This is a genomic window from Zooshikella harenae (assembly GCF_018837975.1).
Classification (GTDB): domain Bacteria; phylum Pseudomonadota; class Gammaproteobacteria; order Pseudomonadales; family Zooshikellaceae; genus Zooshikella; species Zooshikella harenae.
In genome coordinates this window covers 1-16,002 of record NZ_JAGSOY010000044.1, presented here as the reverse complement: position 1 = coordinate 16,002, position 16,002 = coordinate 1, and the positions used below count along the sequence as shown (strand labels likewise).

Here is a 16,002-nt window from a genome sequence, read left to right as displayed (position 1 = left end):
CACATTATTCTTAAAAAAATTTCCACTCACTTTGCAGTCGCTTCCATCTCACTTTGACCAAACCATTGATCACAACATACTTCAACTGACTTATTGAGTGATTGCAGCTGGTCATAAGCTTGTGCATTCGCAGTATTAATTTCAATCAAAGTAGAGGTGTTGCGATTGAGTGCTGCTTGATAATCACGCTTAAAATCTACAACCCGCTTTGGATTACAGTAATCGAGTGAAAACAGTTTGGCTGCTGATTGAAAGTGAACACCATGTGCTGCCGTAAAATAATCCTGACGCGTTTGTTCTGTTAAAGGAAAATGGTGAAAGATACCACCACCATCATCATTTAGAACGATCACTATTAAAGGAGAAATAAGCTGCTTAAGAAGCAACAATGAGTTCAAATCATGTAATAAAGATAAATCGCCTAAAAATAGCGTCACTGGCTGGCCTGCACCTTGTGCTACCCCCGCCGCAGTAGCCAGCAAACCATCAATGCCACTCGCACCTCGATTTGCAAAAAGCTGCCAATCCGGGCGTGTCCCCACAACAGCATCCAGCAAGCGAATTGCCATACTGTTACCCGCAAAAAGGTAACCAGAAACAGGAAGACAAGTCTTTATGACTGCAGGAATGGCTAGTGCAGACATAGGATCATTATCTCCAGGTAATTGCTGTAATACAGTATGCCTAAGCTGCTCATTAACCTGCTGCAAGGCTGTTAACCAAGGGGATGGCACATCAGTTTTTTTAGATAGATACTGATTAAACTGTTTACACCACACTTCGGGTATGACTTGTAAACGCAAATGAACCTGATGGCTTGGATCATAGCGTTCGAAAGCAGAGGCCACCAGCCAATAATCACCCGCAAAATGTTGTAAATAATTCAGTAGCGCTTTAGCAACCAGGTGGGAGCCAAATTGTAAAACCAGACTTGCCTGATCCAACCAGCGTTTTACGGCAGGATGACTCAGCCAAAGACTATGATGAGGCAATAACAAAGGATGCTCCCCTACAAGCCCTATAGCCTGTATATCCGCAAGTACAGGCCACTGCAACTGCTCAGCCAGGGTCATAATGCCTGCTACGTCAGCACGAGTAAGTCCCGCCCCTAACACTAAAATGCCATGTTGAGTCGTTATCAGTTGCTCAATGAGTGTTGCCGTATCAGTTTCAACATTCACTAGCCCCTTACCCACTTCATTACAGGCTACTGATGCTGGAAGTTGGGCATAATGTGTAAACGGCCGTGTACTTATCAACCACCGTTTAAGCGAGTGCAAAGCTTTGTCTGCAGAGAAGGTATTTATTGCTGCGTGATCAGCAATATCAGAATAAAGCGGCTCCCGAAACGACCAGTTTAAATGAACGGGTCCCTGATGCCCTTCAACAGAAGCTTTAGCCACTAAGACATCAATGGTTGAAAGCACAAAAGCAGGATTCACGTCTACTGTTGGCACAGGTAACTGTGCTTCATATTGAAGATATGAGCTAAATATACCTGGCTGATGTATTGCCTGATTAGCACCACAAGCCAGTAACTCAGGAGGACGATCAGCAGTCAACAGTATGAGTGGGGTATGGGTCATAGCCGCTTCCACCACCGCGGGTAATAAGTTTGCTACTGCAGTTCCTGAGGTAGTAATGATAGCAACCGGTCTCTCACAAGCTTTAGCGAGTCCCAAAGCAAAAAAACCTAGTCCTCGCTCATCCGGATGTACATGTACCTGTAGCTGAGGTACACGTGGTAGCTGAAGAATCAAAGGTGCTGATCGAGACCCAGGTGCTACGCATACATGCTCTACACCTAGCCGATACAGTTCTTGTAATGCAAGCCATGCCCAACAGGCACTGATACTACTAAAGTTGGGCAATAGCATTATCGGTTGCTGCATGTTGCATGTACTCCATAAACTGCGAAAGTTTTTGATCCAATTCTTGCCACTCCAGGTCAGCCTCAGAACCTTCAACTAACCCAGCACCACTAAATAAATCGACTAAGTAGTGAACGGCGTTACCTGGCTGCATCTTCGAATCAACGCCACGATTGCTGACAGTACGGTGCACATGAGCACTGCGGATAGTGACGCAAAACTCAGCCTGATTGTTGCCCCAATAACCTAGCGCTCCAGCATACCAACCTCGAGGATACGTTTCTTGATCCCTGATAATTTGCTGTGCAGAATGCGCAGGAAAACCCTTAACAGCAGGTGTTGGATGTAAAGCTCTCAGGATATCAGCAACAGTAGTATCGGATAAAAGCTGTGCGCTGACCGATTGGAACAAATGATGGATATAAGGCAGTGACTTTACATTTAACTGACCTAAAGCCAGCTGCTTGACGAGGGGGGCTAACTGTTGTTGGATAAATTTAACAACCCACTGATTCTCACGTTGCAACTTTGCACTGCTGAGCAGAGCGTTACTACACTGAGCATCCCTTTCAGCATCAGCGGACCTGGGCATAGAGCCAGCTAAAGCCTCTGTTGTTAACGCTCTGTTTTTCAGGCTAAATAATTGCTCAGGGGAACATCCCACCACCCCCTCACCAGGCTGTAAACATAAACAAAACGGATAACTTAGGTGTGGTCTACTGGTTTGCCAAATATTTAAGAGCTGCCAAGGACTGACACTATGATTAAAGATCAAGCGTCGTCGCCGGCTTAGCACTACTTTGTCACATGACCTTTGTTTAATCGCCTTTAAGCTCGCCTTCACCTGTTGCTGCCAACCTTCCGCATTGGGTTCATCATGGCAGTGTACATAGTGAGGCAACGATGGCTGTCTGGGTAAAGACCAACGAAGGCCTGACACAAGTTTTCGGAGTGCTAAACGCTTAATAGGCCATTGGTCTGCATGCTCAAGATAAGTTTGCAATATGAGATGCTGCTGCCCACCCTGTGCCTCTAAAGACAAACTGGGTAAAAAAAACAAAGCACCTGGAAAATTTTGCCACGGCTGAGTCTGATCAAAACCCACACCACCCCAGTACCGTGGAATACCATCCCCAATAACCGTGCTCGCCAACCGCTTCTCCACACCCGCCGTTAACTCGCTAACAAGCCCCATATCCTTAAGTGTATCTGCACTGCCTAAAGCTGCGACAGTTAACGTTTGCTCACGCTGTTGCCAATAGAGTTGAGGTACAACAGACTGAACCGATAACCAGTTAGGCCACTGCTTAGGATCCAAGCTTATTGGCAACATTACACGACAGATGATCGGCCAGGTCGTTCCATTTATACAGTGAGTGTCGACAAGTTTTTCCAGCTTAGCTAAGCAGGCACTAACAGACTGACGATCAATCATATACTTCTTAAATTCCAACCTATACCGAAAAGACCTGAGCAATCTGCACATTCACTTGTATTAAAGGTTAGTGCTACACTGCAGGTCTATTTTTCACGAAGTAACTTGTACCTGTTATGGCAACAAATGGCTTATCTGCACAACAATGGTTAAACGCAAACCAAGCTCAATTGACACCTGCCAAGGTGGTAAAAATCCGCGAAAACATTTTGAAAAAGCTACAGGCATTAACAGAGGATAGCGCTGAAATAGCAGGCTTAATTGAAGCACTTGATGTGATTGATAGCTGGCTGCACCTTGCTACAACATCAGATTCAGTTCACCCAGAACCTAATCAACAAAGCACACCAGATCAAGCACAAGTAGCACCTATCAGTAACGAGACATGGGATTTAAACCCTCTAGTTCCTGATACATCACAAAGTCAACAGCAAACACTTTCAACAAGCGAAAAGCAGCAAGCCTTTTCAGAGCTACTCAAAAAAAACCCCTACCCATTGTCAAATGACTCGACTAGTGAAGAGCAATCTTGAGACGCTGACACTCTGCTACCAACATCTCATAATGCCAAGGTTGACCATCAGGAGAATTAACGGCTTGCTCATTTAGCTTCTGGCATACCTGTTTGACGTTATGATGTTTCTTAAGCAGGCGTTGGATCGCATGCTTTCGCTGCTCATCCAATTCATTCTCTTGCGAGTTAGACTCTGCTGAACGTTTCTTAACTTCCACTTTCAGATCTTTCATGAATAGTTCCTTGTGTTTTGATGAGACAAATATCATCACCGATACGTTCACGACCACTCATGCACATCAGTTGCCTTGCTTTTCACCAAGGACTTGCAATCCCAGTAGCGTAGGAATGGTATTATCCTTATCTGGCTTTAATAGGGTGTTGACCTCCAGCAACGCAACTCGCTCCTTCGCTAAACCATATTGATCGACAAGAAAGTCTGCTATAGCTTGTGCACGCCGCTCAGCCAGTGCACGAATAGTAATGGGTGGCACAGGTATTTTGACTACAAGCTGCTCAGCCAACTGGGTCGAGTCCTGTATGACCTGCTTTGTAAGCGGCTTAATTCGCCTTTGATCCAGCCACATTTCATATAATTCAGTAAGCGCTTTCTGCCGCTGTAATGTGGTTAACTCAAATGCTTCTTTCCCTAATGTTTTAGCCAGTTTTGGATTCTGCTTGAGATAAACCTGTTGAAGCTGTTGCTCAAGCAACTGGTAAGCGATTGCTTTACTATCTAGCAGCTCATGAGCCTGTCCAGTAATCGTTAATTGCAACTTAGGGCGCTCTTGTAAAGCTTTAACCAACTGATGTAAATGATCTTGAAACTCTGATGATATTTCATAGCTCCCAGGCTTAAAGCTCAGTTGTTGAATATCTTCTGAACCTTCTGGTAACAACCCGGCAAGTGCGGTAAACGGAGAAGTCACCACCTTAGTAATATTGCTAAAAAGTGCTTTCAGAATCAATCCACCATAACTGATGTCTGGCTCTGACAAATTACCTTTCACAGGCAAATCAAGGTCAATATTACCTCGACTGTCTTTTAATAGTGCAATACCTAGCTTCAGTGGTACATCAACGGCTTCAGGACTTTTAACTTTTTCTCCTAACGTTAACTGCTTGATAACAAAACGATTATTCGCCACTAACTGGCTCTTCTTTACCCGGTAATGCAAATCAGCCTGCAAACTCCCTGACTTAATAGCGTACCCCACAAACTGTCCAGAATATGGCGTAAGACTACGAAGTGGTAAACGCTCAAAGTGCATTTTCAAATTGGCTTGCTGATTAAAATTGAGCGGAAAAAACTCACCTGAAATGCTCACTGGTGACTGTTTTTCTACCTGCCCACTTAAATCAATTTTCGCAAGTTTCGCCTGTTTGGTATCTATTGGCCCAATATGTCCTGAAAGCTTTTCTACATCACTAACAAACTTTCGAACCAAAGACTCATCACTAAAGTGCATCTTGCCATTAGTGATAGTCAAGCGCTGTAGAGAAAAAGCAAAATCTGTCTTCTTTACTGCAGCGTTCTTATTCTTGTCATTTGCAGGCTCTTGCTGATCACCTGATGCCAACTGTAAAAAATTCAATTTACGTTGACGATTAATTTGCATATCAATAAATGGGTTAGTTAATGCTAACTCATTTATAGTTAACCCCAACGGCTGCATTGAAAAATTGAGCTGATCTCCCTGCAAAGACTGCCAAGAAAGTAAAGGCTGGTTCTTTAAGTTTACAAGCTGTAGATCTGAGACAACCAGCGTACCTTGCACCTTCCAAGCATCTGGTTGCTGTAGATTTCCTGAGATGCGTAATTCACTGCCCAACTCACCTCGATTAACCTTCAGACGCTTAGCCTTGATATAGGGAGAAGCAGAAGTAAGCCCTAACTTGCCAACACTTAGCTGTAAATTGGTAACCCCTGACTTCAGGTTTAGCTCCCCCGTAGCAGAAACATCACCTGAAGGCATGACCTGACTATTGATAGAAACACTGATGGGTTTGCTAAAGTCACTGGATACGCCCTTAATAGCAACACTTGTCAAACGGACTTCATGATCAACAGCAGGTGTAAGTTGTTGATTTTGGAGATGCAGACTGCCATTTACGAGTTGAATATCCGAAACTTGCCACTGCCAAGGTACAGTTTCAGCAGGCGTCTCGGAAGAAGCAGGAAAAAAGGGTAGGTCTTTAGGCTGACCATCTTGCCCTAATGTCAAGCGTAAGGCAGGACCGGTTAGCTGAATATTGGGGATCGACAATCGCTGCTTACTCAAAACCAGCTCCAGATCTTGCACAACCGCCTCAGACAAAGAAGCAGACCACGCAGCCGTCGTTGCTACAGCAATATCTTGAACAGCAACCTTTTTAACTTTCGTTGTTAGCCCAGTTTGAGGGTTCCAGTTTATATTGGCATCCCAATTAAGTTTACCTTTGTTAATGTTAAGGTTAGATCCCAACGATGACAGCCAAGGTTGAACAAAGCCTATTGAAATAGCCTTACCTTGAGACTGAAACTTAACATGCTGCTCAGCAATATCAGCCTCTCCAGAAACAGTTACCTGACCACCAGAGTTCAACTTTGAGGAAAGTGATAATGCTGTAGATTGACCTGTTTGGGTACTCACATTGGTTACAGATAACCCAATATCATCAATAATAATATCCTTACCTTGCTTTAAACGCTGATCGCGAAAAACCACTTTGCCGTTTGTTAGCGTAATTGTGTCAATAAGAACATTGGGCAATGCTGTCGTATTTTCACCAGTATTTTTATTAACTGATGTTGACCGCTTTTCTTCTTGTGATGATGTGTTTTCTGGGGCTAGTCTCAACCAGTTAAGCTGGCCTGAGGCATTAATATCAACTAGAGCATACGGCTGCTGTACGCTAAACGATGGCATGTTAATTTGCCCCAGTACTAAAGGCCATATATCAAAATTAAAGTCCAGCGTTTCAAAACCTGCCTGCTTCACAGGCTTAACCTTAGCATTAGGTTGATAAATCAATGACACATCGTGAGCTGAAACTTGTAAAGTAAAGGGGTTAATAGCCAGCTTGTTTAGCTTTACTTGATAGTCAGGCTTATCAGCAAGCAACCAACTCATTAAATCAGACGCAAAATACGGTATTACCAAGCCGACAATGGCAGCATAGCTCCCATATATCCCACCCAAAATGAGTAAACAGCGACGTCCGCGACGAAAAAAAGGACGATCTTTTTTTTGCTCGGTGTTTTCAACCATAACCATCGCTCTAGAAATTCAAAACAAAAGGTTGAACATATTAACATGCAACCCTGGGAAAATAACCAGACCAATCATGCCTACTCAGTAGCAAAAACAAAGACAATTGTTGAACTATTGTACAACTGGTTGAGCACAATAGGTGTTTAATCCGTTTCCATCGTTTTCAAAAGAATAACGGATGCTGTGCCCTCCCCCCTCTAGCCAACAAGTAAAACATACAGCATTATTCAATTTAGTGTTGATGTAAAAATGATCTAAGACCTGATATTAACGAGGCTAATACTTATATTTAAGGGAGAATCATTAACAAAGGGCAGCTATATCATGAAACGACTTTATTATTTAGCTGATGAAATTGACGAAGTTGAGCGCATCTCAGAAGATTTACATGAAGAAGGCATCACTGACTGGCGTTTTCATGTCCTTAGCCAGGATGATGCAGGCCTATATAATCACCAGCTTCATGCAGCAACCCCCTTACAACGTTGCGACCTCATTCACCGAGGTGAACAGGGTGCACTGATTGGTTTTTTACTCGGTTCCATCGCCGGATATGCTACGTTACAGCTCAACCCAACAGGTACTGATGTTCACTGGATGACATTTTTGATCGTTATTGTTCTATTCACTATGTTTGGTACCTGGGTTGGAGGCCTAGCAGGGTTGTCTCATGAAAACTATAAGATTAGCCAATTTCATGATGCTTTGGACAATGGCAAATATTTGATTATGGTTGATGCACGACGTCACGAAGAACCTAAAGTACGTGCCACCATGAACAGATACCACCCTGAAGCAAATTACGTGGGAATGGATTCAGTGTTTACCAACCCTCTGGCACACCCCCAACCCACAAGCCATATTTAAAAGGACACAGTTATCACCTAGTTAATACTGGATTTTTGAAACACAACTGACCAACACTAGACATTCAATGTACTCAGTGTCAACATGTGTCGTACTTTAGAAAAAAGAAAACCTAAGGTTGTCGCGACACATGCAAAAGCCTACTTATCACCACGGTAACCTAAAAGCAGCTTTACTTTCAGTAGCACTTGACCACGTTCGACAATATGGTGCTGACAAAATCAGTCTTCGCGCTTTAGCACGGGACTTGGGTGTTTCGCAAACCGCTCCCTATCGCCACTTTGCAGATAAAGATGCGCTGTTGGCTGAGCTTGCTGCTGAAGGTTTCAATTTATTAGCTCAGGCTCTTCAACCCGCAACGCAAACTGCACAACATGACCCAGTCTCTGCTATGGAGCAAGCAGGTGCCAGCTATGTTAAGTTTGCACTTACTCATCCAGAACATTACCGCCTAATGTTTGGCAGCGCTCACTTCCATGACAGATGCTTTCCTGGATTAGACCGAACCACAGAACAGTCCTACGATGCGATCCTGCAAATAATTGAAGCTGGTATTAGCCAAGGCGTGTTTCGTGCTGCAGCAACAGAGTTATTAGCCTTGAGTGCCTGGTCTACGGTGCATGGCTTAGCATCTTTGCTCATTGACGAGCTTATTGACCAAAGTCGCGTTGAAGATAATGAACAACTCATAAAAGCAATTGCCAATACACTTATGCAGGGAATTTTAACGCCCCCCACTTAATACACTCACAAACTCCTTAAGCAACGTTTACATTATGGGCCTATCCTAAAAGTACGGCTTTGTTTTGCTCCTTGTGTGCTTATTTAATTCCCCAGCTTGCTAGCAAACACATGGTTAATAAAAAATATAAATGGCTGGAAAAGCTAGACGAGATTGAGCATCAAATCGGCGATGTTTTACTGTGTGTTATTGTTATTGGTGCACTACTCTGGCCCTTTTATGTATGGTTTAAAGGTATGGCAGAATAGACGACTAACCCCTTTATAAAAATGATTCTTGAAGGGCATAAATAAAAAATAAGGCGGCAACTGCCGCCTTATTTAGTAAGAGGAATAACACTTATAAGCTAACTTAAAGTGTTTCCAAACTTTTTTTCATTTCCTCAAACTGTTGGTTTATTTCTTCTGCAGGTTCATCAGTCATCAGCGAAACGCCTATAATTGAGACCAGTGAAAGCATAATGCCTGGAATAATTTCATATAAATCAAACCACCCACCTTCAAACTGTTTCCACACAACGACTGTTAGACCACCCACGATAATCCCTGCCAGCGCACCAGGTAAATTCATCCGTTTCCAATAGAGGGAAAGTACCAGTGCTGGGCCAAATGCAGCCCCAAAACCAGCCCAAGCATATGACACTAAATCAAGCACTTTGCTGTTTTCATTCAATGCAAGTAATGTCGCGATGACCGCAATACTTAATACGGCTACCCGACCAATAATCATCACTTGTTTTGGGCTTGCATCTTTTTTGACAATCGCTTTATAAAAATCTTCTGCTACTGCTGAAGAACATACCAGTAATTGTGAATCAGCGGTGCTCATAATGGCAGCCAAGATAGCCGCTAATAAAATTCCAGCAATAACAGGGTGAAATAGCGCATTCACCATGACCATAAAAATTGTTTCTGAGTCACCGATTGTTTGCTCCATGCCTATTCCAGCAAACCCCACTAATGCGGCACCCAAGAGGCTTAATGCTGTCCAGCTGACAGCGATCCTTCTTGCGGTTGGAATCTCTTTATTGGCACGAGCGGCCTTAAAACGAGCCAAGATATGCGGCTGACCAAAATAGCCTAACCCCCACCCAAGCAGACTAAGTATTGCAATTAATGAAAGGGGATCACCTTTTACATCATTAAACAATGTCAGCATCTCTGGATTTTTCGTCTTAACAGCCACAAGCGTTGCATCAAACCCACCATTGGTTTGAATAGCAATGATCGGCACAATAAGCAACGCTGCAGCCATCAAAAGACCTTGCACCAGATCAGTCCAGGATACTGCTAAAAACCCACCAAATAAGGTGTATGAAACAACGCAGACCATGCCTATCAATACAGCCCACGTATAGTCAACCCCAAAAACCTGATTGAATAGCTTGCCACCAGCCACTAGTCCAGAACTGGTATAAAACAAGAAAAAGAGCAAAATGAAGATGGCACAAATCACTTGTAGTAAGTTAGATCGATCGGCAAATCGGTTTGAAAAAAATTCAGGTAAGGTTAGCGAGTTATTAGCGACAATACTGTATGTACGTAGCCGTTGAGCAACAATCAACCAGTTAAGCCACGTACCCACCAATAAACCAATTGCTAACCAGGCCGATTCCATACCTGAAACAAATGCATAACCAGGTAACCCAAGTAACAACCAACCACTCATATCTGAGGCCCCAGCACTTAATGCAGCAGGCCATGGACCTAAAGAACGCCCTCCCAAAAAGTAATCTGAGGAATCCGCTGTCCGCCGGTAAGCCCACCAACCGATCAGCAACATACCCACGAGGTACACTAAAAACGTTGAGGTAATAATTACGTTATTTACTGCGTCTGACATCAAGTTAAACCCCACTACTGGTAGTGTCTTCCGACACGTTATTGTTATTCTCCAAAAAGCATCCCAGCAAATCCAGAGCACTGCCAACTTAAAATACACAGAGAAAGCGAGTTACCCTCCTCACCAATGTGTATAAATTAGCTCCTTGCTCACTATTTTTATGTAATCACCCTTATTACAGCGATCAAGCTGTAATAAGGGGATGATTGAATGCAGTGTTACTTAAAACATCTACATTCGAAACTTGCAGCCATAACTAGATTAGCTACACCTAAAAAAGAAAAGGCGCGAGTCTACACTGACTCACGCCTAAAGGCTACACGCTCTCAGTACCCAGTGACAATAGTGTCGCATTGCCACCCACTGCAGTGGTATTAACCGTACGAGTGCGTTCTGTAGCAAACCGATAAAGATAATGAGGGCCACCAGCCTTAGGTCCTGTGCCCGACAATCCCTGTCCACCAAATGGTTGTACGCCCACGACGGCACCAATTTGGTTACGATTGATATACACATTACCAATGCGTACCCGTTGATCAATATACTCAGCCGTTGCTTCATTTCGGGTATGAATACCCAATGTCAATCCATAACCTGCTAGGTTGATCTGATCTATCAGCTGATCAAGCGCCTGAGCTGCATAAGTTACAACGTGAAGAATCGGACCAAAGTTTTCCTGCTGCAACTGCGCCATAGAATCAATTTTGAACGCAGTGGGAGCAATAAAATAGCCTTTCTGCGAAGAAGGTACGGCGCCTTCAGCAATGAGTTCTGCCTCTTGCTGCATTTGATTAATATGACTAACTAGCAACTGCTTAGCATCACTGTCTATCACAGGGCCCACATCCGTTGATAAAGCACTGGGGTCTCCCACTTTTAACTCAGCCATTGCGCCTGCAAGCAACTCCAAAATACGGGGTGCCACATCCTGCTGCACAAATAGTACGCGTAATGCAGAACACCGCTGCCCAGCTGAAGCAAAAGCTGATTGCACAACATCTCGCACAACCTGCTCAGGCAATGCAGTACTATCCACAATCATTGCATTCTGGCCGCCCGTTTCTGCAATTAAAGGGATAATTGCTCCCTTACGTGCAGCCAGTTGCTGATTAATTGCCTGAGCCGTTTGGGTTGACCCCGTAAACACCACCCCCCCAATACGCTCATCAGCAACAAGCTTGGCACCAACAGTAGCCCCATCACCAGGCAAAAACTGAATAACATTGGCGGGTATACCTGCTTCTAGTAGCAACTCAACAGCACGATGCGCTATTAAACTGGTTTGTTCTGCAGGCTTAGCGATAACGGTATTGCCTGATACTAAGGCGGCAACAACCTGTCCCATAAAAATGGCCAACGGGAAGTTCCATGGACTAATACAGACAAAAATCCCCCGACCTTGCCAGTACAAATGATTACTTTCCCCTGTTGGGCCAGGCATCACTTGCTCAGTCCCAAACATTTGCAGTCCTTGCAATGCATAGTAACGACAAAAGTCGACCGCCTCGCGTATCTCATCAATACCATCCTGGATAGTCTTACCCGCTTCACGATGACAAAGAGCAATTAACTCAGCTATATTCGCTTCCAGTAAATCGGCAACACGCTGAAAGCAAGCCGCTCGCTCAGATACTGGCGTCGCATTCCAAACAGCCCAACCGTCATAAGCCGATTGCATAGCCTTGGCGACATGCTCATCCGTAGCCCAAACAATGTTGCCCACCTGATCCTCAGGGTTATAGGGACTGATAACCGATTCCAAACTCCCATCAAGCAGCGATTGACCATTGACAATTGGGCCCGCTTGCCACTGGTGATGCATAAAAGCCTGTCGTTGTTCGGCCAACCATTGCGACTCAGACTGAATAGCAATATTGAAGCCTTTGGAGTTCAAACGTTGGCTACCATAGAGGTGTGAAGGCAAGGGAATACGGTTATTCGCTACACAAGCATACTGCTGAATTTGAGCCACAGGGTGTTTAACCAGCTCAGAAACAGGGGTCCTTGCATCAACCAAGCGATGCACAAAAGATGAGTTAGCGCCATTTTCTAACAGGCGACGAACCAAGTACGGCAATAAATCTTTATGCGCTCCAACAGGCGCATAAATTCTTACATTTTGCTTATAGTTGGTAATGACAGTGTTATAAAGTGCATCCCCCATTCCATGTAACCGCTGAAACTCAAACTCTTTGTGGGTTGCCATGCTTAGCACACTGGCCACAGTATGCGCATTATGGCTGGCAAACTGAGGATAAATAAGTCCTCTTAAGTGGCCTTCCAACAAAAAGCGGGCACAAACTAAATAGGAAATATCAGTCGCGTCTTTACGGGTAAAAACTGGATATCCCACCAACCCTAACTGTTGGCAATGCTTTATTTCACTATCCCAGTATGCCCCTTTTACCAAGCGAACAGGGATACAATCACGCTGTTGTGCTGCCAACGATGCCAGCCAGGCAAGAACAGGCAAAGCCCGCTTTGAATAAGCCTGTACCACTAAGCCCAACTTACCCCAACCTTGGTTTACTGGGTCCCGATAAAGCTTCTCAAAAAGTTGTAGAGACAGTTCTAAACGATCAGCTTCTTCAGCATCAATCGTAATCGCAACATCATGTTCACGAGCCAGTTTAATGAGCGATCGAACTGTCTCAAACAACTCAGTTAATACCCGTTGAGACTGAGTTGGTTCATAACGCGGGTGCAATGCAGATAACTTAATCGAAATAGAAGGACGTGGTGTAGTACCTTCGCTTTTATAGTTATCTTTTCCTACAGCGGTTATCGCCTGAGCATAATCATCATAGTACTTCTTTGCATCAGCTTGAGTCAGTGCCGCTTCACCCAACATATCAAAGGAGTAAGTGAAGCCTTTGTCTCGAGGCTTATAGCCGTTCTTCAACGCTTCTTTAATGGTGCGCCCCAGCACAAAGTGCTTACCCATGATTTTCATGGCTTGATGCATAGCCTGACGCACCACTGGCTCCCCCAAACGATTGACCAGCCTATTAATGACATTAGTGGGCGCACCATCAATCTGGCTATCTTGTGTAATGACCTTACCTGTCAGCAGTAGTCCCCAAGTAGACATGTTGACCAAAACAGAGTCACTTTTCTTTAAGTGTCCTTTCCAGTCCGCCACGCTTAACTTATCTTTTATCAATGCATCAGCTGTATCTGCATCAGGAATCCGCATCAGGGCCTCTGCTAAACACATCAGCAAAATACCCTCTTGCGTATCCAAGCTGTACTCAAGCAAGAGGGCATCAATCATATGAATAGCATCGTCTTGAGCCCGAACCTGCTCAATTAATTGGGTGGCTTTTTCTGTGATTTTTTGAAGTTGCTGGGCATCAGGCTCAGCTATAGCAATAAGCTGCTGCACATAACCCGTTTCATCAACCGCATAATTTTGGCTAATAAATGGCCATATTGTTTGTGGTTGCTGCTGAATAAAGGCTGGATCAAAAACCTGTTTGACCGAAAACATACACCCTCCCCGACAGCCTGGTCACAAACCATCGGGCAATAGGCAAACTCATCCCAAACCTAAAAGGAAGGCCTTAAATGCTGTTACCCTAATTGGCGATATTTGACGTGCTAGGCTGTACAAAAATGCTTTGTTATCAACCCTTGACCCGAATTGTTAATTGTTATGAGTCAAGGCTCCAAAATTTTAAGCGATTGTTATAAGTGTTATACCCACAGCAAAGGATATAGCTCTTGTTATTAACCCAAATGTAACGTCTAGAAGATTACAGGTCTTACAAAAAACTATGATTTTTTTGTAAAAAACTCTGATCTAAAGCAATGCATTTTTTAAAACAGCGTTTTCTTGCTTTGCATCACACCATCAAAGCAACAAACAAACTAAAGGCACAAGGCACACGTATACCCTTACCTTTCAATGAACAACTAACTTATAAGGCGACCGTGCTTACGAAGCTGCCCTGGCGTCTGCCCTGTTTTCTGCTTTAAGGCATGAGTCAGAGCACTCTGGCTGGAAAACCCTGTTTGCTGAGCAATTTCAATTAATGACAAGGACGTTGAAAGGAGTAACTCTTGCGCACGTTTAATACGCAATTGAGTAACATATTGGTGAGGTGTTAGCCCTGACTGAGCCTTAAATACTGCATGAAAGTGGCTGGGACTCAAGCAAGCTTGTCCTGCGAGTTGAGTAATTGCAATTTTTTGATGTAAATGACGCTCTACATAACGTTCAAGCCGGCAAAAATCGAGCGGTGCATCACATGGTTTATCGTTTGAAGTGCCTGCTAGCATAGTATGGTTGTATTTAGCCCAGGGACCAACGCATGCTTTAACTTCAGCAATAGACTGAATCCTTTCACCAACAGCTAACATAAAGCTAACAGCTAAGTGCTGTGCCAATGCTGTGTTATATGGAGAACGTTGTATTTCACGTACTGCAACATGAATGAATTGGCGTAACTCTGGATCAAGCTCAAAATAACCTGGCTGATTAAACAAGCTCTCAACCATTTCAGGTGCAACAATAGCTGACGTGAACTCAAGCGGTATATTGACAACCCATATACGGTTTTCACCACAGCCACAAAAGTAATGAGGACAGTTTGAGGGAACCAGGCAACCATTCTCCGAATCTACCCAATTTCCCTTACCTGCAATTTCAAACTCTGTAGTGCCTTCAAGGCCAACGACAAGCTGATGAAAAGAGTGCTGATGCCGCTTACTTTGCTGCGGCAAGCTCATAACTTCGACTGCATGCATTGCGCTACACCCCAGGCAAAATGAGGACTGTTTTTCTTGTATGTTTATTCTGGGCGAGGATAGCTTGCAGCACAATACAATGCAATGTATGGATTACAGCAAGTTATAGTAATCCACATCTGCAGGACAAATTAGGGGTTAGTCACCATCTTTATTTATCATACGCAGTCCAAAGCCATTGTCCGTATGACGAACAACTTCCATTTGTAAACGAGGGGCATCACCACCAGGTAAGCCGACGACCTGAATGTCTACGAATGTTCCCACTTCAGGGAAAAAGTCGTCTGCAAGAAGAAACACACCACCATCGGAAATATCTTGGGTTTTTAAGCGCTTAGAATCACCCTCTGGCACGGTCACTTCAACGACAAACGTTACTTTTGTTCGGTCAGTACGCCGTTTTTCCGTCATAGATTTAAGGAGACCCAAATACAACTACTCCAAAGCTAAGCACAAGCACTGCTATATCTCCAGTTTTAGCGCCACTTATTTATAAGCAAATTGGCAATGGGTAACAAACCTGTAGCATCCTGTTGATCAAAACGAGCTAAGCTTGGGCTATCAATATCTAACACCCCTCGACAGTTTCCTTGCTTATCAAATAAGGGTATTACCAACTCACTCAGTGAAGCACTGTCACAAGCAATATGTCCAGGAAACTGATGAACATCTGTAACAATTTGGGTGACCGCTTCTATCACTGCAGTACCACACACCCCCTGCCCAAC

13 protein-coding genes are annotated in these 16,002 nt (G+C 44.0%); 4 read left to right on the top strand and 9 right to left on the bottom strand.

Features of this window, described 5'->3' with window-relative positions; translation table 11 throughout:
- Positions 1 to 26: 26 nt before the first annotated feature.
- Both menD and KCG35_RS16360 read right to left on the bottom strand, forming a co-directional pair.
- A complete protein-coding gene (gene menD, locus KCG35_RS16365; protein ID WP_215820871.1) occupies positions 27 to 1,892 on the bottom strand; it encodes a 2-succinyl-5-enolpyruvyl-6-hydroxy-3-cyclohexene-1-carboxylic-acid synthase in 1,866 nt (621 codons plus the stop codon).
- Positions 1,858 to 3,306, bottom strand: coding sequence for an isochorismate synthase (locus KCG35_RS16360; RefSeq protein ID WP_215820870.1), 1,449 nt, complete (start codon positions 3,304 to 3,306; stop codon positions 1,858 to 1,860). Before KCG35_RS16360 ends, menD begins: the two co-directional genes overlap by 35 nt.
- 116 nt (positions 3,307 to 3,422) lie before the next feature.
- Between KCG35_RS16360 and KCG35_RS16355 the strand changes: the two genes are divergently transcribed.
- Positions 3,423 to 3,839, top strand: a complete 417-nt coding sequence (locus tag KCG35_RS16355) for a hypothetical protein (protein ID WP_215820869.1) — start codon at positions 3,423 to 3,425, stop codon at positions 3,837 to 3,839.
- On the opposite strand, the gene KCG35_RS16350 is transcribed toward KCG35_RS16355, so the two are convergent.
- The gene (locus KCG35_RS16350; RefSeq protein WP_215820868.1) at positions 3,820 to 4,053 is read right to left on the bottom strand and encodes a recombinase-like helix-turn-helix domain-containing protein; all 234 of its coding nucleotides are present in this window, start codon (positions 4,051 to 4,053) and stop codon (positions 3,820 to 3,822) included. The two genes, KCG35_RS16355 and KCG35_RS16350, sit on opposite strands and share 20 nt — an antisense overlap.
- Before the next feature lie 66 nt (positions 4,054 to 4,119).
- The gene (locus tag KCG35_RS16345) at positions 4,120 to 7,071 is read right to left on the bottom strand and encodes a DUF748 domain-containing protein (protein ID WP_215820867.1); all 2,952 of its coding nucleotides are present in this window, start codon (positions 7,069 to 7,071) and stop codon (positions 4,120 to 4,122) included.
- Between the two features lie 327 nt (positions 7,072 to 7,398).
- Here KCG35_RS16345 and KCG35_RS16340 point away from each other — a divergent pair, with 327 nt between their 5' ends.
- The 3 genes from KCG35_RS16340 (at position 7,399) to KCG35_RS16330 (ending at position 8,931) form a co-directional block, all read left to right on the top strand.
- Positions 7,399 to 7,941 (top strand): hypothetical protein, encoded by a 543-nt coding sequence (locus KCG35_RS16340; protein WP_215820866.1) that lies wholly within the window; start codon positions 7,399 to 7,401, stop codon positions 7,939 to 7,941.
- A 130-nt stretch (positions 7,942 to 8,071) separates the two neighbouring features.
- Complete coding sequence (locus tag KCG35_RS16335) at positions 8,072 to 8,683, top strand: TetR/AcrR family transcriptional regulator (RefSeq protein ID WP_215820865.1); 612 nt, start codon at positions 8,072 to 8,074, stop codon at positions 8,681 to 8,683.
- A 110-nt stretch (positions 8,684 to 8,793) separates the two neighbouring features.
- Positions 8,794 to 8,931 (top strand): hypothetical protein, encoded by a 138-nt coding sequence (locus tag KCG35_RS16330; protein WP_215820864.1) that lies wholly within the window; start codon positions 8,794 to 8,796, stop codon positions 8,929 to 8,931.
- A gap of 103 nt (positions 8,932 to 9,034) precedes the next feature.
- Here KCG35_RS16330 and putP read toward each other — a convergent pair whose 3' ends face one another.
- The 5 genes from putP to KCG35_RS16305 form a co-directional block, all read right to left on the bottom strand.
- Positions 9,035 to 10,525 carry a sodium/proline symporter PutP gene (putP, locus tag KCG35_RS16325; protein ID WP_215820863.1) on the bottom strand — a complete coding sequence of 497 codons (1,491 nt, stop codon included), beginning with the start codon at positions 10,523 to 10,525 and terminating at the stop codon, positions 9,035 to 9,037.
- A gap of 316 nt (positions 10,526 to 10,841) precedes the next feature.
- Complete coding sequence (gene putA / locus KCG35_RS16320; protein WP_215820862.1) at positions 10,842 to 14,015, bottom strand: bifunctional proline dehydrogenase/L-glutamate gamma-semialdehyde dehydrogenase PutA; 3,174 nt, start codon at positions 14,013 to 14,015, stop codon at positions 10,842 to 10,844.
- Between the two features lie 425 nt (positions 14,016 to 14,440).
- Complete coding sequence (locus KCG35_RS16315) at positions 14,441 to 15,274, bottom strand: AraC family transcriptional regulator (protein ID WP_215820861.1); 834 nt, start codon at positions 15,272 to 15,274, stop codon at positions 14,441 to 14,443.
- Positions 15,275 to 15,412: 138 nt separating this feature from the next.
- The gene (locus tag KCG35_RS16310; RefSeq protein ID WP_215820860.1) at positions 15,413 to 15,685 is read right to left on the bottom strand and encodes a PilZ domain-containing protein; all 273 of its coding nucleotides are present in this window, start codon (positions 15,683 to 15,685) and stop codon (positions 15,413 to 15,415) included.
- A 65-nt stretch (positions 15,686 to 15,750) separates the two neighbouring features.
- Positions 15,751 to 16,002, bottom strand: a 252-nt coding sequence (locus tag KCG35_RS16305; RefSeq protein ID WP_373687360.1) for a GAF domain-containing protein, incomplete at its 5' end; no start/stop codon positions are given.